Here is an 18817-nt window from a genome sequence, read left to right on the forward strand (position 1 = left end):
GATGGTGCTTAATACATCATCAAGCTTCTTGTACTAAAGCCTGTAATCCCTTACGCTCTATATACCTTTCAACATAAGAGCAAGTTGTAATAATCTTTAGATTATTCTGCTTAACAAAGTCTATTGCCGCCGCTACTAATTCAGCCGCTATATTCTGGCCTCTTAATGCTTCTGGGACATAAGTGGTATAAATATCAATAACTTTATATCCCATATCGCTATAAGCTAAATACGCACAGTAATCACCTATATCAATCGTAAACTGATGCTTATCTGTATCATGTATGACTGCTCCCACCATTTTCAAGCCCTCATGCTTATTTTAGTAAGATAGATTATAGGGCTAAGCCCCATAATCCTTATCACATCAAAAACTATAAAGAAATTTTTGCCCCCAATAAAGCAACAAACTTTGCAAGCCAATCAGGATGGGCAGGCCAAGCGGGTGCAGTGACTAAATTACCATCAACAATTGCTTTATCAACATCAATCGCTTGATAAATACCCCCACCTAAACCAATTTCAGGCTCGCATGCCGGATAAGCACTGCATTTTTTACCCTTCAAAATACCTGCTGCTGCGAGAAGCTGAGGCCCATGACAAACTGCTGCAATAGGCTTTTGTGAGAAGTCCTGTACGATTTTAATAACCTGCTTATTAAGGCGTAAATATTCAGGGGCACGTCCACCGGGAATGACTAAACCAAGATAATCATTAGCATTCACCTCATCAAAATTATAATTTAATGCAAAGTAATGACCTGGCTTCTCGCTATAAGTTTGCTCACCCTCAAAATCGTGAATCGCTGTTCTTACTTTATCGCCTGCTTTTTTATTAGGGCATACTGTATGAACCTCGTAGCCAAGCATCGATAATGCTTGGAAAGGAACCATCACTTCGTAGTCCTCTACATAATCGCCCACAATCATCAACAACTTTTTACCAGACATATTGCACCTCAATATAAACAAATATACATCAACAAGTTATCTAAAAATTTAAAACAAAACTTTTTTTATGTGAACAATAACTAAATGAATTGTATTCCTTTTGCCTCTAAACAATAAAAGAATGTTATTATGTTTAACAGCTGATTTAAAGATTTTTTCGTTAGAGATTATTTTAAGCCAAGGAACTGCTCTAATGCATTACTTATTTATTTCTATATTAAGCTTAGGGGTTATTTCTATTGCTGTAGCTGAAGAAATAATAGAGCCAGTACAACCTTGTACCCAACAAGCCATTGAGCAGGCAAATAATCAATATTTACAGGAAATATCTAACTATACCAGTGCTTTTAGTAATGCGCGTAACTACGAAGCAGTTGAAGCATTAAATAAAATCAAACCAAAAGCTTCTTTTAGAAAAAAGCATGCAAAAGAAATAAAACACTTTAATGACCCAAACTATCAGCCTTCCCAAGAGTTCTGTAATGACGTCTATAAAAACCTTAACGAACTAAACCAACAGGTTATGAAAGTTGTAGAGAAAAATACTACAAGTGTTACCGAGTAACGCGCATAAATTATTAGGCTATTTATATCAACTGTGTTAACTTTTCAAAATTTCTATCAGTCATAGGATAACGCAATGGATAACATCATTGTTTCTAAAAATAGTATGGATAGTATCGACCCCTACGATATTATCGACTCAAATATAAGTTTTATTAACTTGTTAAAAGAAGAAGGCTTTACTGAGGAGTTTTGTCCTGATGCTGAAACCAGCTACTATGTAGACTACTATCATTCACAGGTTAAAAATGGCGGCTTTTCCCAATTTGTTTACAACAGCGGTTGGAATGAAGAACTCAATGCTATTATCCGCGATGGTTTAGAAAAAATGCAAGCTAAGGAGCATCTCGCTTTTTTTAACCAACAAGCTAGTTTTGTCGATACTTACGACGAACTTGAGCTAGCAAAATTTTTGGATGGCGATTATTTTGGGAAAAATCCAACCCGTCATGCACTCGACAATGACGATTTCTCAAAAATCACTGAGAATCTTATTGAGCTCAATGCCCACTGGTTAAAAAAACAACCCAACTTACTTGTACTTACCATTGAAGAAATGTTCACCACCGCAGAACAGTTATTAGGAAAAGAATTAAAAAGAGATTAAATAATAAAATTCTGTGTAGGTAGTCGCCATGCAAACCATTAAATCAATCAGTTTATCTATCATTATTTTTGGGGCGGCTCTTCTCAACCTGAGTTATGCCAATGAACAACCTACACAAGACCTAATGAAGCAGGCTAAAACTTATTATGATCAAGGTGATTATCAAACAGTAATTACCTTACTCAATAAATTAGCTGAGCAAGGTAATGCTCAAGCAATGAACAACCTAGGTTATATGTATGCCAATGGGCAAGGCGTAACAACAGACAACACCCGTGCGATGTACTGTATGCTAAAAGCAGCGGAAGGAGGTAGTATGCAAGCTATGAAAAACTTAGGATTCGCCTACTACGACGGTAAAATAGTTATAAAAGATGAACAACAATCTCTTGATTAGTTTTCAAAATGTGCTCAATTAGATGATAGCACCTGCATGCGTCGGGTCGCTCATCTGTATCTACGAAATAAAACCATCAAGCGTAACCCAGAACTGGCTAAAAAATGGTTAACTAAATCAGCTGAATTAGGGGATGAAGAGGCAAAAAAAACGCTTAACACCGAGAACCTCTACTAAGCACGCTAATTTATCAAAAAATAACTACTTTTCAATCTCTCACTGCTTATCGAATAAATAATCACTTAAAAGTATAATATAATTTTTGCCAAAAATTATCCTTTGGGTGATCTCGCAAAGCAGGTTCCATTGCTTTCACTGTTTCCAAGCCTAATTGTTTATAACCATAACGACTCTCAACCAATGCCTGCCCCGCCTTAGCAATGCTATTTACCAAAGCAGTATCTGCTCTTAATGTAGCCAGTTTGGTTTGAATATCTTCTAAATTCTTATATAAAACAATATTCTCCATATCTACAAAACCTAATGCTTGGTTTTCCTCTGCTCCTTGGTCATAAGCAATCAATACACACCCACAAGCCATTGCTTCAAAGTTTTTAATCATATACTCACCAAAACCCACATCGGCACTGACAAAAAACTTAATACGATTTAACGCATTAACATAGTCCTCGCCCGACTTTGTTTTGGTAATGACTAAATTTTCTGCTTTTGCTACCGCTTCTAATGTTTGTTTACGTAGACTATAAGCCTCATTACGAATACTGCCAACAAAACCTAGCTCAATATCACGCTCAAGGTGTTTATTAACCAACAACTCCTCATCGTACCCCTTAGGTACAAAGATGGCATCAACGCCCTCTTGTTGCAACTTTTTTGCCAATGTATAACCTGAGACTAACACCCTAGCCCAAGGTAAATGACGATAATGCTGACTAAATTTGCCTTGGTATTTACCCACGGCATAATTTTGCCATGCATCATGCTCTAAAATAACTAAATTAGGGATTGTGCGAATAAAATCCACTTGCTTAATTTCTTTTTTAAAGCGTAAGAAAAATACAATACGGTCATACTTCGAGGTATCAACATGATCCTTAAAATAGCGCTTCAAGTTCGCTTGCTCATCACTACTCAACCAACGAGTATCACAGTCACAATTGGCCTCAATACTCGTATATAACCGATCTAAAATGATTCGCTGTTCTTTTTGAACAAGAAATAAAACTTTCATACTCACCCTATTAAAAATCTGCGTCACCAAAACACATCTGGTATCATAGCGCCATTGTACTGAAAAATAATCCAATTGCAGAGTTTAATTATGAGTAAAGAAACAAACCAATCATGGGGTGGTCGTTTTAATGAACCTGTCGATGCCTTTGTTGCTCGTTTTACCGCTTCGGTTGATTTTGATAAACGCCTTTATAAACATGATATTATGGGTTCTATTGCCCATGCCAAAATGCTTGCTGAGGTTGGCGTACTTACCAATATAGAACGTGATGCCATCATCGAAGGCCTTAACCAAATACAACAAGAAATTGAAGCTGGCGCATTTGAGTGGCGTGTTGATCTTGAAGATGTTCATATGAACATCGAAGCAAAACTCACAGAACGCATTGGAGTTACAGGTAAAAAGCTCCATACAGGGCGTAGCCGTAATGACCAAGTCGCCACAGATATCCGCTTATGGTTGCGTGATGAAATTACCCGTATACAAAGTGAAGTCATCCGGCTGCAACAAGGCATCTTAGATCTTGCAGAGCGTGAAGCAGATACTATCATGCCCGGTTTTACTCACCTACAAACTGCACAACCTGTAACCTTTGGTCACCATCTGCTAGCATGGTTTGAAATGTTAAGCCGTGACTATGAGCGCTTAGTGGACTGCCGCAAACGCGTTAATCGCATGCCATTAGGCAGTGCTGCTTTAGCAGGAACAACCTACCCAATTGATCGCTTAGTTACCTGCAAACTACTAGATTTTGAAGCCGTTTCAGGTAACTCTTTAGATGGCGTATCTGATCGTGATTTTGCTATTGAGTTTTGTAACGTTGCCAGCCTCATCATGATGCACTTATCACGCTTCTCTGAAGAGCTCGTATTATGGACCAGTGCACAATTTCGTTTTATTGACCTACCTGATCGCTTCTGTACAGGCAGCTCCATCATGCCTCAAAAGAAAAATCCAGATGTACCTGAATTGATTCGCGGAAAAACTGGTCGCGTTTATGGTGACCTTATGGGGTTACTGACTTTGATGAAAGGTCAACCGTTAGCGTACAACAAAGACAACCAAGAAGACAAAGAGCCCCTCTTTGATGCGGTGGATACCGTTGCCGACTCACTACGCGCATTTGCAGACATGGTACCGGCTATTCAAGCCCGGCGCGAGAACATGCGTGAAGCAGCGTTACGTGGCTTTTCAACTGCAACAGACCTTGCTGACTACCTTGTCCGCAAAGGCTTGCCTTTCCGCGATTGCCATGAGATTGTCGGTCATGCTGTACGCTATGGCGTTGAAAACAATAAAGACCTCGCCGAAATGAGCCTTGCCGAACTCCGTCAATTTAGTGATAAAATTGATAATGATGTATTTGCTGTTCTTACTCTTGAGGGTTCGGTTAATGCTCGTAACCACTTAGGAGGCACAGCACCTACTCAAGTAAAACAAGCGATCAAACGAAATAAAGAGTTGCTAGCTAAAGCTTAAAATATCACGGAGGATTATTGGCTTACATAGTCATAATCCTCATATTCATTATCCCTATACAGATACTCATATGGCCTTTATTAGCTCTGGCGTAGAATATGCCCTACACTCCTTACTTTATTTAGCACAACCCATCAATGCAGATGGGGCAAGTGTCAGAGATCTAGCAGAATTACAGAATGTGCCTCATGACTATTTAGCCAAAATCTTTACCAAACTTCACAAAGCAAAAATTGTGGTAGCAACCGAAGGTATCAAAGGTGGATTCTCTCTTGCAAAATCTGCGCACGATATAACAGTTCATGAAGTTATTGTGGCGATAGACAGCTATAAACCACTTTTTGAATGCAAAGAAATCAGAGCCCGTTGCACTCTATTTGAGGGGGAGCCTCCCAAATGGTCAACATCAGGAATGTGCGCTATTCACCAAATCATGCAAAATGCTGAACAACAAATGCGTCAAAATTTGGCACAACAGACACTAGGAAATATCGTAGAACAATTTATTAATAAAGCACCAAATAGCTATCCGCTGCAAGTTATTCAATGGTTAGATCACCGCAAAAGTAACCGATAATAATTTATAGATTAATATTAAACTTGTCACAGGCTTAAAAATCATATAAATTAACTACGACTATTTTAATCCTAGTTATGAGGAAATCATGAATATACTACATATTGATACAAGTGCAAAAAAACCAGAACAATCAAATTCTAGAATGCTCGGGAAACTCTTTTTACAACAGCTAAATAATCAAGGCATCACACCAGATATCGATTATTTAGACTTAACCAAAGATATACAGCCACATCTTACCGCTGAATTTGTGAAGGCCACCTATACAAATGAACAAGATCGTACAGATGAAATGAAAGCAACACTTAAACACTCTGATGCAATGTGTAAACGCGTAATGAATGCACAAATGATTGTTTGCGGGTTACCTATGTATAACTGGACAATCCCCGCTACATTTAAAACTTTTCTTGATACAATTATCAGGACAGGAATCACGTATGATCTACTACCCGATGGAACAACCAAAGGGAAATTAACTGATAAACATGTTATTTTTATCACCACCCGTGGGGCAGACCTTCGCTCAGGTGCCTTTCAACATATGGATGCAATGACGCCTGTGCTTAAAGCTTGTTGCAACTTTTTGGGTATTACCAATGCCTACTTTGTTGATGCCCAACCCTTACAATTTACTAATCAACAAGAGCGAGAGCAAGCATTAATAAGGGCAAAGCAAGAACTAACCGCGTTAGCTGACTCACTGAGTAAACTTTATTAATTACCGAAATAAATCAATAGGATTTTTTCATTGGCTGCTCCTCCATACTCATGTAATATACCACTTAATTATTTATGTTTTCATGAAAGGAACAACCATGGCTGCTAGAGGTATTAACAAAGTTATTTTAGTCGGTAATATTGGCAATGAACCTGAAATGCGCTATATGCCCAATGGCAATGCAGTTGCTACTATATCACTAGCCACTTCCGATACGTGGAAAGACAGAAATACAGGTGAACCACAAGAGCGTACTGAATGGCACCGTGTGGTTTTCTTTGGGAAAATTGCAGAAATTGTTGGCCAGTATGTGCATAAAGGTTCAAAGCTTTATGTTGAAGGCCGTTTACAAACTCGTAAATGGACAGATCAACAAAATGTTGAACGCTACTCAACAGAAGTAGTGGTTGATATGGGTGGAACAATGCAGTTACTCGATAGTCGTCAAGACAATGCGGGAAGCTATAACCAAAATCAACAGCAACAACCTTATCAGCAACAAGCACCATCTAATAACCAATATGGTGGTGGACAAGCCGCACCACAACAACCCATGCAACAACCACAAAATCGTCCACAACAGCAAGCTCAGCAACAGCCTGCACCAAATTTTGACGATTTTGATGATGATATCCCGTTCTGAGATATGCCTTAAAATAACACTGTGAATTAAAAAGCCCTTACTATAAGGGCTTTTTAATTTTCTTTAACCGCTTGTGTGGAAACTTAACTACTCTTTTTTATTGATAATAGATGCATTTGATCCTGCCATTACCTTTTCCGCGCGACGACGTCTTGCTTCTTTAGGATCTACTTGCAGTGGTCTGTAAATCTCTATTCTGTCGCCATCTTCCAATACATGGTCATCTATATTTAGAATACGTTTACTAAAAATACCTACCTGCTGATTAGCTAAATCTATATCAGAATGCTGTTCTAATATACCACTTATTTTGATAGCCTCTTTGATAGAAATATCTTGTGGTGCGGAGAAAGCCAATAATGTTTGTTCATTAGGCAGCGCATAAACTACTTCTAACTTGATTAACTTAGCCATAAATCTGTTTAGCTCGTTGACAAAACACTTCGACCATTGTGGTGGCGGCTTTATTAAATAAAGGACCTAGCGCTGCTTTTATAATAACATTGCTGTAATCAAAATCCATTACAAGCTGTATTCTACAAGCTTCACTGCTTAGCTGATTAAATGTCCATAACCCATGCAACTTTTTAAAAGGGCCTTCTTGTAAATTTAACTCCACTGATTTATCAGCAACAAGATTATTTCTTGTGATAAAGTACTGTCTAATCGGTCCTTTTGAGATGATTAATTTGGCAACCATCTCAGTATCAGTGCTTGAAATCAACTGCGTCTCTGTACACCATGGCAGAAACTCGGGATATTTTTCAACATCATTCACGAGTAAGTACATCTGGTGAGCCGAGTAAGACATCAGTGCTGAACGTTCAATATGTATTGTCATAATCTTCTTATGTTTAAGATTGAGTAGGTTTTTGCTTCCCTAAGAAAGCCTTTACTGCATAACCAATACCTAGAATAATAACCCAAACAGGTATTAATAAAACAGAGATTCTCTTGCCCTCATCCATTCCAAGTAGCACAAGTATACCGAATAGAAATGCCAAACAAACTATATTACCAATAGGGTAAAAAAGTGCTTTGAACTTTGGAACAACACCTTCTTTATTTTTTTGGCGTCTAAACATGATATGAGTGAAACTGATCATAATCCAATTAATCACTAAAGTAGAAGTGACCAGTGCCATTAAAATTCTAAAAGCTTCTTTAGGGATATAGTAATTAATAACAACAACCGTTAATACGATGACACCTGAAAAAAGTACCGCATAAACAGGTGTCCCACGATGATTAGTTTTCATCAATCGCTTTGGTGCATTACCTTGCTCTGCAAGTGAATAAAGCATCCGACTATTGCAATACAATCCACTGTTATAAACAGAGAGCGCCGCAGTCAACACTACAAAGTTTAATATATTAGCAACCATGTTATGATCTAAATAGTCAAAGACAGTGACAAATGCACTTTGATTCGGATCAATTTGATTCCATGGGTGTAAACAAAGCAGTACAGCCAATGCACCAATATAAAAAATCAAAATACGGTAAATAACTTGGTTAGTTGCTTTCGGTATGGTTTTTTCTGGATCTTTTGCTTCTGCGGCCGTAATTCCCACTAACTCTAAGCCACCAAAAGAGAACATAATAACAGCCAATGCTAAAATCAGTCCTGTAAAGCCCGTTGGCATAAACCCGCCGTGAGTCCATAAATTAGTGACGGTTGCTTCCGGCCCTGCATTTCCTGAAAAGAGTAACCAACCTCCAAATAAAATCATGCTGATAACAGCAACGACTTTAATAATTGCAAACCAGAACTCCACTTCCCCATAAACTTTAACTGCTGCCAAATTGACTGCATTAATTAGAATAAAAAAAGCCAACACTGATATCCATGTTGGAATAGGAAACCAATGTTGAATATAACCTGCAGCAGCAGTTAGCTCAGACATTCCAACTAGAATATAAAGTAACCAATAATTCCAACCAGAAGCAAAGCCTGCGAAATCGCTCCAATAACGATAAGCAAAATGACTAAATGAACCTGCAACGGGTTCTTGAACTGTCATTTCTGCTAACTGGCGCATGATCATAAAAGCAATAAAGCCAGTAATCGCATAACCAATTAAAACGGCTGGCCCTGCTATTTTAATAGCTTCTGAAGAGCCTAAAAATAAGCCTGTACCAATGGCACCACCTAATGCAATAAGTTGAATATGCCTATTACTCAACCCTCTTTTTAAATGGTCTGAAGAGTCATTATGGCTCACTAAGCACTCCTTTAAAATAAATATTACTAATTGTTGTAACTATTACTCATACACATGGATTAGTATAAAATAAGCTAACATACACTTTATACAACGTTAAAAAATGAAAAACTATCCATTACTTTTTACGGCATTAGCACTGTTAACACTAGTAACCGCTTGCTCACCTGCCGACCCACCTAGTGAAACCTTTATAGACAGCCAAAAACAAGTGCTTGATAAGGCAAAACAAGTGGAAAGTATTGGCTTAAATCATAAGACATCTATCGATGAAACTATAAAAAATGCTGAAAAATAATAGAAGATTCTATTTTTTCCCAGTGATTTCTTTATGATCGACAGTACCTTGAGACAATGAGATAACATACTCTTGCCCATTCTTTTCTAAATGATAAAGTTTAACCACGGTATAGTTCCAGTCTTTTGCAAACCATATATAACTTTGACGCTTACTATTAGCACCACGAACTCGTTGTACTTTAATCGTCGCTAACTTCCCAACAGGGGTATCGATCACTTCACTACCGATGACCTTAAACTGATAGGTGTCAATCTCATCATCTTCTATCACTTTATAAGACATTTGTTTCTTTCCTGCAGCCACATCCATTTGTAGCGCAAGTTGCGTTGATAATGGGTCGAGCATTTTATACTTTAAATCAAAAAACATATCATCATCATGTTTTTTATCTTTAAAATGCCCTTTAGCAAACATCTTTTTCCAATCAAATATCAGAATAACTTGCTTGGTCTTGAGACCTGACTGGTTAAACTCATAAAACGATGGTTGTAAATGACCATCTTTTATAACGAAAACACTGTTTTCTTCACGTTGTGCAATGGCCATTGCAGCTAACGTTTTAAATGCCCACTCATCACCTTTTTTTGTCAGACTATAAGTTGCTTGCCCATCAAATGGAACATTTGAAATGACTGCCGTATAAGTTGTTTCAAATGGTTTAAGCTGCCATGCATAAACAGGGAAAGAACAACATAATAGGATCACAATACTTGTAATAGTTTTTTTAATCATTTGATTCATAACGATACCCAGTCTCTGGCAAAATTTGCCCATTTAAAATAACGCTATTATTAACTAATGCCAGTTGCTGCTCAGCAAACCATTTTATAGCAATAGGATAAACTTTGTGCTCTATGCAATGCACTCGTTCCTCTAAATGCTGTTTATCCATCCTTGACTCTATAGCCATAACACCTTGAATAATGACTGGGCCACCATCCAATACAGGCGTTACAAAATGAACACTACACCCATGCTCCCTTTCGTTAGCATCTAATGCTCGTTGATGAGTATTTAATCCCGGATACTTGGGCAATAAAGAAGGGTGTATATTAATAAGATGACCTAAGTAGTGGTTAACAAAGGCTTCTGTCAATATTCTCATAAAGCCTGCAAGCACTAATAAATCAGGTTCATATTGATCTATTAGTGCCATCAGTGCTTGGTCGAATAATTGGCGATTTTCATATTGACGATGATCGATATAATGGGTAGCAATACCTGCTTGCTTTGCCCTAACCAGACCATAAGCATCCGCTTTATTACTTATCACCGCCACAACATTAACATCTTGCTGTTCTTTTACACTATCAATAATAGCTTGTAAATTAGAACCACTGCCTGATATTAGCACAACTATTCTACAAGGTTTATTCATCAATGTTGCTTTAAGTTAGTTAGTACTACATGAGGTTCTTCTGTTGTACTTTGTTCAATACGCCCAATAATCCAAGGCTTTTCACCAGACTCATGTAAACAGTCCATAGCCAACTCAAGGTCTGTTTCGGCGACACAAAGCACAATACCCACACCACAATTCAGTACTCGATGCATTTCTACTTCATCAACATTACCCTGCTGTTGCAACCAATCAAAAATTGCAGGACGCTGCCAGCTTGAAGCATCAATCTTTGCAATTGTTTTTTCAGGTAATACTCTAGGAACATTGTCCAATAAACCACCGCCCGTAATATGAGCAATTGCTTTAACAATAGGTGCATGGCGGATTAGTTCTAATAATGATTTCACATAAATTCGAGTAGGTGCCATTAATAAGCTTGCTAGCGTTTGATCACCTAGCTTCGTTTGTTTAATATCTACGCCACTCACTTCAATAATCTTACGGATCAAAGAATAACCGTTTGAGTGAGGCCCTGATGAAGGAAGTGCTATAAGAACATCACCGGCGACCACTTTAGAACCATCAATGATTTTTGATTTTTCAACAACACCCACACAAAAGCCAGCTAGGTCGTAGTCTTCACCTTCGTACATACCTGGCATTTCAGCAGTTTCACCGCCAACTAATGAACAGCCTGCTAGCTCACAGCCTTTTCCAATACCCGTGACAACTTCAGCAGCTGTATCAACATTTAGTTTGCCTGTAGCATAGTAGTCTAAAAAGAATAATGGCTCTGCACCGCAAACAACTAGATCATTGACGCACATAGCAACTAAATCAATACCAATCGTACTGTGCTGTTCTAATTGCATAGCAAGCCTTAACTTTGTACCAACACCGTCAGTGCCTGATACAAGTACTGGTTGTTGATAGCCTTGCGGGATTTCACATAGGGCACCAAAGCCACCTAACCCCCCCATAACTTCTGGACGTGCTGTACGTTTTGCCACGTTTTTAATACGGTCAACGAGCGCCTCGCCTGCATTGATATCGACACCAGCATCCTTATAACTGAGAGAGGGTTGTTTATTACTCATATTTATTAACCTATCGAGGGTAGAACTTACTAATAAAGTATCTATTGTGTATGCATTGTGATAATTAATAAATTTTTAAGGTGTTATCCTCACAAAAACACTTATCTACAATGACTTTTCAGGCGCCATTCTAACAAATCTATTCTTTACAGGCCAATACTTATAATGATGCATTTTCATCATAGGCAATCTATGGAATAAAAATATACAATTTATTTTTTATAAATCGATTGAAAATGGGTAGTATCTCATCTATCTGTATAGCCAAAGACTCATTTTATTATGTTGCAAAGTCTTTCATTAATTCCCTTAGGAATGTAAATCCATGTTGAATTTGTTTAAAAAACTTATTATTAGCACCTGTCTTATTACGAGCATTAGCCCTGTATTTGCAAGTGCCCCTCTTACTACTGTTGAGTTACCAATCGCGAATCAAGAGGAGCAACAAATTAGTCCTTTATTAAGCCAAGGGCTAAACACTGTTGTGACAAGACTAACAGGCAACCCAAAGATTGCCGAACAAAAAGCAGTGGCCGACATTCTCAGTCAACCTAATGACTACATAGAAAACTATAGCCAGCAGGCAAATCCTGATCGACTTGTCATGTCTTTTGATCAACGCTCTATTGAAAATGCACTGAGTAAAGCAGACATTGGCTACTGGAGTAGTCGCCGTCCACTGATTATGACGTGGTGGTTAAATGAAACCAAGGACAACACGAGCTTAATAGGTGATGGTCAACCTTCGAGTAAAATAATAACCTCCGCTGCTGAGACACAGGGTTTCCCTCTTATATTTCCTCTAGCCGATTTAAATGAGCAAACACTTGTAAAAAAAGAGAACTTTACAGCCAACCCACCAACAGCGCTTTTACAAGGGTCAAAACAATATATGCCTAATGCTATTTTAATTGTCTATATGCTGCAAAAAGACAATGATTATCAGGCTAATTGGCAATTATGGCTAAGCAATGATGAAACAAAGCCCCTCGCGAGTGCGCAAGTAAAAGGAACATCACAACAGCAAATTGCTAATCAAATTTTTAGTGATATCAACCCTGTACTTGCTAACGTATTTATCGTTAAAGGCAATAACACTACAGAAAATCTTGATATTGTTATTAATGGTTTAGATTTTTCGCGTTATGTGGAGGTAAATAATCTAATGAATAGTTTTGATGGAAAAGTAGTTGAAACAACAGGTTCAACAGTACACTATCAAATCAAAGCCAATCCTGATCAAATTGAAGCGCAATTAAACTTATTGCACTTTACTCTAAAGAAAGAAGATAAAACTACCTTAGCCGAACCAAATAAGACAACAACATTAGTTTTTCAGCCAAGTAATTAATAATATCAACAGGGCTGGATAACCAGCCCTCCTAACTATAATTATTTACGTTGCTTATTCACAATAAATGCAATAAGCAAACTTAAGCAACTGATAGCCAATACCAAATAGCTATACCAGATTTGATAAGGTGTTTTCCCCGATACCATGGAAAGTTCTCCTTTAAGCACACCAACCTCAAAGCTAGGAATAACTTTTGTTATCATCCCTTTATTATCAATAATTGCAGTGATCCCGTTATTGGTTGCGCGCGCCATCCACCGATCAGACTCTAATGCCCGCATTTGCGCCATTTGCAAATGCTGTTTAGGGCCAATCGAGTGACCAAACCACGTATCATTACTGATTGTAATCAACGCATTACTTTCCCCACTCATCGAAGCAGCAAAGTCGGGATAAACCACTTCATAACAAATAAACGGTGCTATTTGATAGTTCTTCACTTTAAGCAATGGCTGATTTGACTCACCACGACTAAAATCTGACATGGGTAAATTAAAAAAGGTGATAAGCCCACGTAACATCTCTTCTAATGGAACATACTCGCCAAAAGGCACAAGTTTTTGTTTTAAATAAGAGCCCTGCCCTTCCCCAACTACAGTGATACCATTATAAAAACGATAATCTCCTCGGCTATTTTTTTGTCTAATCGGTATGCCTGAAAGCAGTGCAGAATTATTTTTAGATTCATACTGGCTCATTGTCGTGTCAAGGAGATTTTGCACATCTTCCTTTAAAAAAGGTATTGCATTTTCCGGCCAAACAACAAGGCTATCAGGTTGCTGATGTTGTAACGTCAGCTTCCAATATAGATTGAATTGATCATTAAAAAATGATGACTGCCATTTTTGTTCTTGATCAATATTTCCCTGTATTAATAATACAGGAAGCTTTTCATTAAGCGGTGTTGTCCACTTTATTTTATTCAGTAATGGCCCTGATGCGAATAAAACAACAATAATAACAAGGCTTATAATACCTTTGACTTTATTTTGTTTGAAACCTACTAACTTAAGCAATAACACACTGATTAATGCGATAATAAAAGAAATAAGCCAAACACCACCAATAGGTGCAAAACCAGCTAGTGGTGCATTTAACTGACTATAGCCGGCATATAACCAAGGAAAACCCGTTAAAAACCAACCACGAAACCATTCTTGTATTGCCCACAAGCCTGCAAAAGCAAAAGCATCAATAAAATAAGTATGATTAGAGCGAAACCACTTAACCCAAATAAGTGCTGGAATAACAAAAAAGAATGCAACCAACATACAGAAAACAATTGTCAGGCCAGCAGCTAACCAAATAGGCGCATTTCCAAATGTATGAATGCTAACATAAATCCAACTAACGCCTGAGAGGTAACTGCCTGTACCAAAAAACCAACTTCTGGCAAATGCTTGCTTTAATGAAAGCTCTTTTAAGCCTAAATAAAAACAGCCAATACACACAAAGGCTAAAGGCCATACATTAAAAGGTGCTAAAAAAAGTGGTGTTAAGGCACCTGCAACCAAAGCAACAAAATGCCCTAACCAACCTTTTCTGATAATCCAAGAAAACATGATTACTCGATAATTTTCGACGGTGTTAACCGCAATAAATGAAGTCGACGACTGTCTGCCGTCAAGACACGGTAAGTGAATGCACCGATCACTTTGGTTTCATTTCGCTTAGGCAAATATCCAAAATGGTGAAGCACCAACTCTCCAATCGTTTTACCGAACTCTTCTGAGTAGCGATTTTCTGGGAAATAGTGGTTAAAAACATGAATAGGCGTTTGTGCTTTTACAACAAAATCACCATTAGGCTGAGGGCGGATATAGCTCTCTTCCTCAATATCATGCTCGTCCTCAATATCTCCTACAATCTGCTCAAGAACATCTTCAATAGTAACGAGCCCTGCCACACCACCGTACTCATCCACAATAATAGCCATGTGATTATGAGTAGCACGAAACTCTCTTAAGAGTACATTAACGCGCTTTGACTCGGGCACATACGTAGCAGGTCTTAGTAACGATCTAATATCAAACTCAGGCTCTTGCTCTGATGCAAGTTTTAACAAATAAGGCAATAGGTCTTTAACTAATAAAATACCCGCGATTGTTTCGTTATCCTCTTCTAATACAGGATAACGTGAGTGTGCTGTTTTAATAATAACAGGTAAAAACTCTAAAAGCGGTTGTGTTATTTTGATAGACACCATTTGTGAACGCGACAACATGATATCGCGAACCTGCAAATCAGCTATTTGAATAGCACTTTCCACAATGGTTAACGCATCGGTATCCAATAACTTATTTGCATGGGCCTCATACAAAAACTCTAATAAGTCTTGCCGAGATTTTGGCTCGTGATGGGCAAACACATGTGTTATTTTTTCAAACCAAGATTTATTATGACTTGACGGATCTTCACTCATTGTATTTTATAATACCTATTTTAATTAATTTCCTGATAGGGGTCAGGATATCCCTGTTCCATTAATAGTGCCTGTTCTATAGACTCCATCTCAATGGCATCTTCTTGATCTTCATGGTCAAAACCTAATAAATGCAAGCAGCCATGCGTGACCATATGCGCCCAGTGTGCTTCTATTGCTTTTTGCTGTTGCTCTGCTTCCTTTCTCACGACAGGAGCACAAATAATCAAGTCTCCCAATAAAGGAATATCTAAAAATTCATCGGGCAAATCAGCAGGAAAAGACAACACATTCGTTGCATAGTCTTTTTGGCGATAGGCAGAATTAAGTGCTAAACCTTCCTCTTCATCGACAACACGAATCGTTAGCTCTGCACTCTCTTGATAAGGCAATATAGCCGCTTTACACCACTGAACAAATAAAGACTCATCAGGGATATAGGCATCTCCGCTTACCAGTTGTAAATCAACTTCAATACTATTCATTTTTATCTTGCTTCCCTGACTGCTCATCATATCGATCATAAGCTTCTACAATACGTTGAACAAGCGGATGCCTTACCACGTCTTTTGCCTTAAAATAGGTAAACGTAATACCGGGCACTCCCCGTAATACATCCATCACATGCATTAAGCCTGAGCGTGTTCCTCTAGGCAAGTCAACCTGTGTCACATCTCCTGTAATAACAGCTGTTGAACCGAAGCCTATACGTGTTAAAAACATCTTCATCTGCTCAATCGTTGTATTCTGGCTTTCATCTAAAATGATAAAACTATTATTTAACGTCCGACCGCGCATATAAGCCAATGGTGCAACCTCTATCACTTGACGTTCAATTAACTTGGCCACATGCTCAAAACCTAACATTTCATAAAGAGCATCATAAAGAGGACGTAGATAAGGGTCGATCTTTTGGGATAAATCACCAGGTAGAAAACCTAATTTTTCACCCGCTTCAACTGCAGGACGCACCAATAAAATACGGCGTACTTGTTCTTTTTGCAATGCTTCAACTGCACAAGCAACGGCCAAATAAGTTTTACCAGTACCAGCAGGCCCGATACCAAAATTGATATCATTGTCTAATATCGACTTAACATACCCTTGCTGATTAGCACCACGAGGACGAATAATCCCTTTTAATGTCTTTAAGGTTACTTGTGCCTGACCTGAAGGGCTAACCAACTCTTCTAGACCAGATTCTTGCAAGAAAAGATGTATCATCTCTGGTGTCAGTGATACACTTTTGGTTTCTCGATACAATCGATTAATTAAGTTCTCCGCTGCTAATGTTCGGCTATCATCGCCAAGCAGTTCAAACTGATTACCACGGTTACGGATCTCAATCCCCAAACGCTGTTCTATTTGCCTAAAATGTTCATCAAACTGGCCACTTAAATTAGCAAATCTTTTCGTATCAAATGGCTCTAATATAAATTTTCTGGAGCTAGATAAAGCGTTCAAAGTATTTCGTGGTTACCTCATATATGAATAATAATCTAAGCGTACAACAAGTTTTCAGGAATAGCAATTGTGCTAATCAACCAATGTTCCCCTAAGAGAATGTGGCAAAGCCTCCTCAATTAAAACATCAACAAATTGTCCAATTAATAATGGATTATCGCTACTGAAATTAACAACCCTATTATTTTCTGTACGCCCATGCAGTTTACCAGGATCTTTCTTAGAAAAATCGGTCACCAGAATAGTCTGTTTTGTACCAACCATCCGTCGGCTGATTTCATAACCTTGTTGGTTGATTCTATTTTGTAAAATTTGTAACCGTTGCTTTTTAACATCTTCTGGTGTGTCATCTGGCAGGTCAGCAGCAGGGGTTCCGGGTCTGGCGCTATAGACAAACGAATATGAAAAATCGAATCCGACGTCCTCAATTAATTTCATTGTTTGCTCAAAATCTTTTTCAGTTTCACCTGGGAAACCGACAATAAAATCTGAACTAATGCAAATATCAGGCACTGCCGATTTTAACTTACGAATTCTAGACTTGTACTCAAGCGCTGTATGATTACGCTTCATTGCTGCCAAAATACGATCGGAACCTGACTGCACAGGCAAATGTACTGCTTTAACAAGCTTAGGTAAATCCGCATGTGCTTGAATCAATGCATCAGAAAACTCTAAAGGATGCGATGTCGTATAGCGAATACGATCAATACCATCTATCTCAGCAACGATACGTAATAACTCAGCAAAGTCTGTAATACCACCTTCATTATTATCCCCACGGTAGCCATTAACATTTTGCCCAAGCAATATAATTTCTTTTACACCGCTTTCAGCCAAGTGGATAATCTCTGCAACCACATCAGCTACAGGTCTACTTACTTCTTCACCTCGCGTATACGGCACCACACAAAACGCACAATATTTACTACAACCTTCCATAATAGAAACCATCGCCATAGGCCCATCAACACTAGGGTCAGGGAGACGATCAAACTTTTCTATTTCAGGGAAAGAAATATCAACTTGAGGTTTCTGAGTAGTTTTCGCCGCGTCAATCATTTCAGGTAAACGGTGTAATGTTTGTGGCCCAAACACCACATCAACATAAGGAGCACGATCACGGATAGCCGCACCTTCTTGACTGGCAACACAACCACCCACACCAATCACAATATCAGGATTACGTGCTTTTAAATCGCGCCAACGGCCAAGATTTGAAAACACTTTCTCTTGCGCCTTCTCACGAATAGAGCAGGTATTTAATAATAAAATATCCGCCTCTTCTGGACGATCAGTTAACTCTATCGGCTGATTCTCACCTAGCAAATCAACCATACGAGCACTGTCGTACTCGTTCATTTGGCAACCGTGTGTTTCGATAAAAAGCTTCTTGGTCATAGTATAAAATACAATCGATTAATTAAAAGGCCGCTATTATAAAATAGATAGCGGCCTTTACCTACTACTAATCAC

The 18817-nt window shown here is 38.3% G+C and carries 24 protein-coding genes; 10 read left to right on the forward strand and 14 right to left on the reverse strand.

Going from position 1 to position 18817, the window contains the following annotated elements:
* Positions 1–19: 19 nt before the first annotated feature.
* Both DM558_RS10580 and DM558_RS10585 read right to left on the reverse strand, forming a co-directional pair.
* The gene (locus DM558_RS10580) at positions 20–301 is read right to left on the reverse strand and encodes a GNAT family N-acetyltransferase (RefSeq protein WP_127163976.1); all 282 of its coding nucleotides are present in this window, start codon (positions 299–301) and stop codon (positions 20–22) included.
* A gap of 73 nt (positions 302–374) precedes the next feature.
* Complete coding sequence (locus DM558_RS10585; RefSeq protein WP_127163977.1) at positions 375–950, reverse strand: DJ-1/PfpI family protein; 576 nt, start codon at positions 948–950, stop codon at positions 375–377.
* 193 nt (positions 951–1143) lie between these two features.
* On the opposite strand from DM558_RS10585, the gene DM558_RS10590 reads away from it, so the two are divergent.
* The 4 genes from DM558_RS10590 (at position 1144) to DM558_RS15670 (ending at position 2695) form a co-directional block, all read left to right on the forward strand.
* On the forward strand, positions 1144–1515 hold the full coding sequence (locus tag DM558_RS10590) for a hypothetical protein (RefSeq protein WP_127163978.1): 372 nt from the start codon (positions 1144–1146) through the stop codon (positions 1513–1515).
* Between the two features lie 75 nt (positions 1516–1590).
* Positions 1591–2121, forward strand: coding sequence for a DMP19 family protein (locus DM558_RS10595; protein ID WP_127163979.1), 531 nt, complete (start codon positions 1591–1593; stop codon positions 2119–2121).
* Positions 2122–2149: 28 nt separating this feature from the next.
* On the forward strand, positions 2150–2518 hold the full coding sequence (locus DM558_RS10600; RefSeq protein ID WP_127163980.1) for a tetratricopeptide repeat protein: 369 nt from the start codon (positions 2150–2152) through the stop codon (positions 2516–2518).
* Between the two features lie 36 nt (positions 2519–2554).
* The gene (locus tag DM558_RS15670) at positions 2555–2695 is read left to right on the forward strand and encodes an SEL1-like repeat protein (RefSeq protein ID WP_164731441.1); all 141 of its coding nucleotides are present in this window, start codon (positions 2555–2557) and stop codon (positions 2693–2695) included.
* A 61-nt stretch (positions 2696–2756) separates the two neighbouring features.
* Here the strand turns inward: DM558_RS15670 and DM558_RS10605 are convergent, their stop codons facing one another.
* A complete protein-coding gene (locus tag DM558_RS10605) occupies positions 2757–3710 on the reverse strand; it encodes a glycosyltransferase family protein (protein WP_127163981.1) in 954 nt (317 codons plus the stop codon).
* A gap of 90 nt (positions 3711–3800) precedes the next feature.
* Between DM558_RS10605 and argH the strand changes: the two genes are divergently transcribed.
* From argH to ssb, 4 genes are all read left to right on the forward strand, one after another.
* A complete protein-coding gene (gene argH, locus DM558_RS10610) occupies positions 3801–5192 on the forward strand; it encodes an argininosuccinate lyase (protein WP_164731442.1) in 1392 nt (463 codons plus the stop codon).
* Between the two features lie 70 nt (positions 5193–5262).
* Positions 5263–5769, forward strand: a complete 507-nt coding sequence (locus DM558_RS10615; RefSeq protein ID WP_127163982.1) for an RrF2 family transcriptional regulator — start codon at positions 5263–5265, stop codon at positions 5767–5769.
* A gap of 88 nt (positions 5770–5857) precedes the next feature.
* A complete protein-coding gene (locus tag DM558_RS10620) occupies positions 5858–6493 on the forward strand; it encodes an FMN-dependent NADH-azoreductase (protein ID WP_127163983.1) in 636 nt (211 codons plus the stop codon).
* Between the two features lie 97 nt (positions 6494–6590).
* Entirely contained in the window at positions 6591–7136 is a 546-nt protein-coding gene (gene ssb, locus DM558_RS10625) for a single-stranded DNA-binding protein (RefSeq protein ID WP_127163984.1), read from the forward strand.
* A gap of 87 nt (positions 7137–7223) precedes the next feature.
* Here the strand turns inward: ssb and DM558_RS10630 are convergent, their stop codons facing one another.
* Genes DM558_RS10630 through DM558_RS10640 form a run of 3 tightly spaced genes read right to left on the reverse strand, consistent with a single transcriptional unit; the run spans position 7224 to position 9361 of the window.
* On the reverse strand, positions 7224–7550 hold the full coding sequence (locus DM558_RS10630) for an RnfH family protein (protein ID WP_127163985.1): 327 nt from the start codon (positions 7548–7550) through the stop codon (positions 7224–7226).
* Positions 7543–7977: a type II toxin-antitoxin system RatA family toxin gene (locus DM558_RS10635; RefSeq protein ID WP_127163986.1), complete on the reverse strand. Its 435-nt coding sequence runs from the start codon at positions 7975–7977 to the stop codon at positions 7543–7545. Before DM558_RS10635 ends, DM558_RS10630 begins: the two co-directional genes overlap by 8 nt.
* A 13-nt stretch (positions 7978–7990) precedes the next feature.
* Positions 7991–9361, reverse strand: coding sequence for an amino acid permease (locus DM558_RS10640; protein WP_127163987.1), 1371 nt, complete (start codon positions 9359–9361; stop codon positions 7991–7993).
* Between the two features lie 103 nt (positions 9362–9464).
* On the opposite strand from DM558_RS10640, the gene DM558_RS10645 reads away from it, so the two are divergent.
* The gene (locus DM558_RS10645) at positions 9465–9659 is read left to right on the forward strand and encodes a hypothetical protein (protein ID WP_127163988.1); all 195 of its coding nucleotides are present in this window, start codon (positions 9465–9467) and stop codon (positions 9657–9659) included.
* A 9-nt stretch (positions 9660–9668) separates the two neighbouring features.
* Here the strand turns inward: DM558_RS10645 and DM558_RS10650 are convergent, their stop codons facing one another.
* From DM558_RS10650 to purM, 3 genes are read right to left on the reverse strand one after another with little or no spacing between them, the layout of a single operon-like run.
* Positions 9669–10403: a DUF3108 domain-containing protein gene (locus tag DM558_RS10650; protein ID WP_164731443.1), complete on the reverse strand. Its 735-nt coding sequence runs from the start codon at positions 10401–10403 to the stop codon at positions 9669–9671.
* A complete protein-coding gene (gene purN / locus DM558_RS10655; RefSeq protein ID WP_127163990.1) occupies positions 10387–11040 on the reverse strand; it encodes a phosphoribosylglycinamide formyltransferase in 654 nt (217 codons plus the stop codon). The genes DM558_RS10650 and purN overlap by 17 nt, the downstream gene beginning before the upstream one ends.
* Positions 11040–12101, reverse strand: coding sequence for a phosphoribosylformylglycinamidine cyclo-ligase (purM, locus tag DM558_RS10660; protein ID WP_127163991.1), 1062 nt, complete (start codon positions 12099–12101; stop codon positions 11040–11042). Before purM ends, purN begins: the two co-directional genes overlap by 1 nt.
* Positions 12102–12426: 325 nt before the next feature.
* Here purM and DM558_RS10665 point away from each other — a divergent pair, with 325 nt between their 5' ends.
* A complete protein-coding gene (locus DM558_RS10665; RefSeq protein ID WP_127163992.1) occupies positions 12427–13452 on the forward strand; it encodes a DUF2066 domain-containing protein in 1026 nt (341 codons plus the stop codon).
* A gap of 41 nt (positions 13453–13493) precedes the next feature.
* Here the strand turns inward: DM558_RS10665 and lnt are convergent, their stop codons facing one another.
* From lnt to miaB, 5 genes are all read right to left on the reverse strand, one after another.
* On the reverse strand, positions 13494–15017 hold the full coding sequence (gene lnt / locus DM558_RS10670; RefSeq protein WP_127163993.1) for an apolipoprotein N-acyltransferase: 1524 nt from the start codon (positions 15015–15017) through the stop codon (positions 13494–13496).
* 2 nt (positions 15018–15019) lie between these two features.
* Positions 15020–15877, reverse strand: a complete 858-nt coding sequence (locus DM558_RS10675; protein WP_109701726.1) for an HlyC/CorC family transporter — start codon at positions 15875–15877, stop codon at positions 15020–15022.
* A 20-nt stretch (positions 15878–15897) separates the two neighbouring features.
* A complete protein-coding gene (gene ybeY / locus DM558_RS10680; RefSeq protein WP_127163994.1) occupies positions 15898–16362 on the reverse strand; it encodes an rRNA maturation RNase YbeY in 465 nt (154 codons plus the stop codon).
* Positions 16355–17341, reverse strand: coding sequence for a PhoH family protein (locus DM558_RS10685; RefSeq protein WP_127163995.1), 987 nt, complete (start codon positions 17339–17341; stop codon positions 16355–16357). The genes ybeY and DM558_RS10685 overlap by 8 nt, the downstream gene beginning before the upstream one ends.
* Before the next feature lie 72 nt (positions 17342–17413).
* On the reverse strand, positions 17414–18742 hold the full coding sequence (miaB, locus tag DM558_RS10690; protein WP_127163996.1) for a tRNA (N6-isopentenyl adenosine(37)-C2)-methylthiotransferase MiaB: 1329 nt from the start codon (positions 18740–18742) through the stop codon (positions 17414–17416).
* Positions 18743–18817 lie beyond the last annotated feature (75 nt).

The organism is Entomomonas moraniae (assembly GCF_003991975.1).
GTDB classification, from domain to species: Bacteria; Pseudomonadota; Gammaproteobacteria; order Pseudomonadales; family Pseudomonadaceae; genus Entomomonas; species Entomomonas moraniae.

Bases quoted from the DNA above. Each gene is read 5' to 3' on its own strand.
- DM558_RS10580 (WP_127163976.1), bottom strand. From the start codon at position 301: ATGGTGGGAGCAGTCATACATGATACAGATAAGCATCAGTTTACGATT.
- DM558_RS10585 (WP_127163977.1), bottom strand. From the start codon at position 950: ATGTCTGGTAAAAAGTTGTTGATGATTGTGGGCGATTATGTAGAGGAC.
- DM558_RS10590 (WP_127163978.1), top strand. From the start codon at position 1,144: ATGCATTACTTATTTATTTCTATATTAAGCTTAGGGGTTATTTCTATT.
- DM558_RS10595 (WP_127163979.1), top strand. From the start codon at position 1,591: ATGGATAACATCATTGTTTCTAAAAATAGTATGGATAGTATCGACCCC.
- DM558_RS10600 (WP_127163980.1), top strand. From the start codon at position 2,150: ATGCAAACCATTAAATCAATCAGTTTATCTATCATTATTTTTGGGGCG.
- DM558_RS15670 (WP_164731441.1), top strand. From the start codon at position 2,555: ATGCGTCGGGTCGCTCATCTGTATCTACGAAATAAAACCATCAAGCGT.
- DM558_RS10605 (WP_127163981.1), bottom strand. From the start codon at position 3,710: ATGAAAGTTTTATTTCTTGTTCAAAAAGAACAGCGAATCATTTTAGAT.
- argH (WP_164731442.1), top strand. From the start codon at position 3,801: ATGAGTAAAGAAACAAACCAATCATGGGGTGGTCGTTTTAATGAACCT.
- DM558_RS10615 (WP_127163982.1), top strand. From the start codon at position 5,263: ATGGCCTTTATTAGCTCTGGCGTAGAATATGCCCTACACTCCTTACTT.
- DM558_RS10620 (WP_127163983.1), top strand. From the start codon at position 5,858: ATGAATATACTACATATTGATACAAGTGCAAAAAAACCAGAACAATCA.
- ssb (WP_127163984.1), top strand. From the start codon at position 6,591: ATGGCTGCTAGAGGTATTAACAAAGTTATTTTAGTCGGTAATATTGGC.
- DM558_RS10630 (WP_127163985.1), bottom strand. From the start codon at position 7,550: ATGGCTAAGTTAATCAAGTTAGAAGTAGTTTATGCGCTGCCTAATGAA.
- DM558_RS10635 (WP_127163986.1), bottom strand. From the start codon at position 7,977: ATGACAATACATATTGAACGTTCAGCACTGATGTCTTACTCGGCTCAC.
- DM558_RS10645 (WP_127163988.1), top strand. From the start codon at position 9,465: ATGAAAAACTATCCATTACTTTTTACGGCATTAGCACTGTTAACACTA.
- DM558_RS10650 (WP_164731443.1), bottom strand. From the start codon at position 10,403: ATGAATCAAATGATTAAAAAAACTATTACAAGTATTGTGATCCTATTA.
- purN (WP_127163990.1), bottom strand. From the start codon at position 11,040: ATGAATAAACCTTGTAGAATAGTTGTGCTAATATCAGGCAGTGGTTCT.
- purM (WP_127163991.1), bottom strand. From the start codon at position 12,101: ATGAGTAATAAACAACCCTCTCTCAGTTATAAGGATGCTGGTGTCGAT.
- DM558_RS10665 (WP_127163992.1), top strand. From the start codon at position 12,427: ATGTTGAATTTGTTTAAAAAACTTATTATTAGCACCTGTCTTATTACG.
- lnt (WP_127163993.1), bottom strand. From the start codon at position 15,017: ATGTTTTCTTGGATTATCAGAAAAGGTTGGTTAGGGCATTTTGTTGCT.
- DM558_RS10675 (WP_109701726.1), bottom strand. From the start codon at position 15,877: ATGAGTGAAGATCCGTCAAGTCATAATAAATCTTGGTTTGAAAAAATA.
- ybeY (WP_127163994.1), bottom strand. From the start codon at position 16,362: ATGAATAGTATTGAAGTTGATTTACAACTGGTAAGCGGAGATGCCTAT.
- miaB (WP_127163996.1), bottom strand. From the start codon at position 18,742: ATGACCAAGAAGCTTTTTATCGAAACACACGGTTGCCAAATGAACGAG.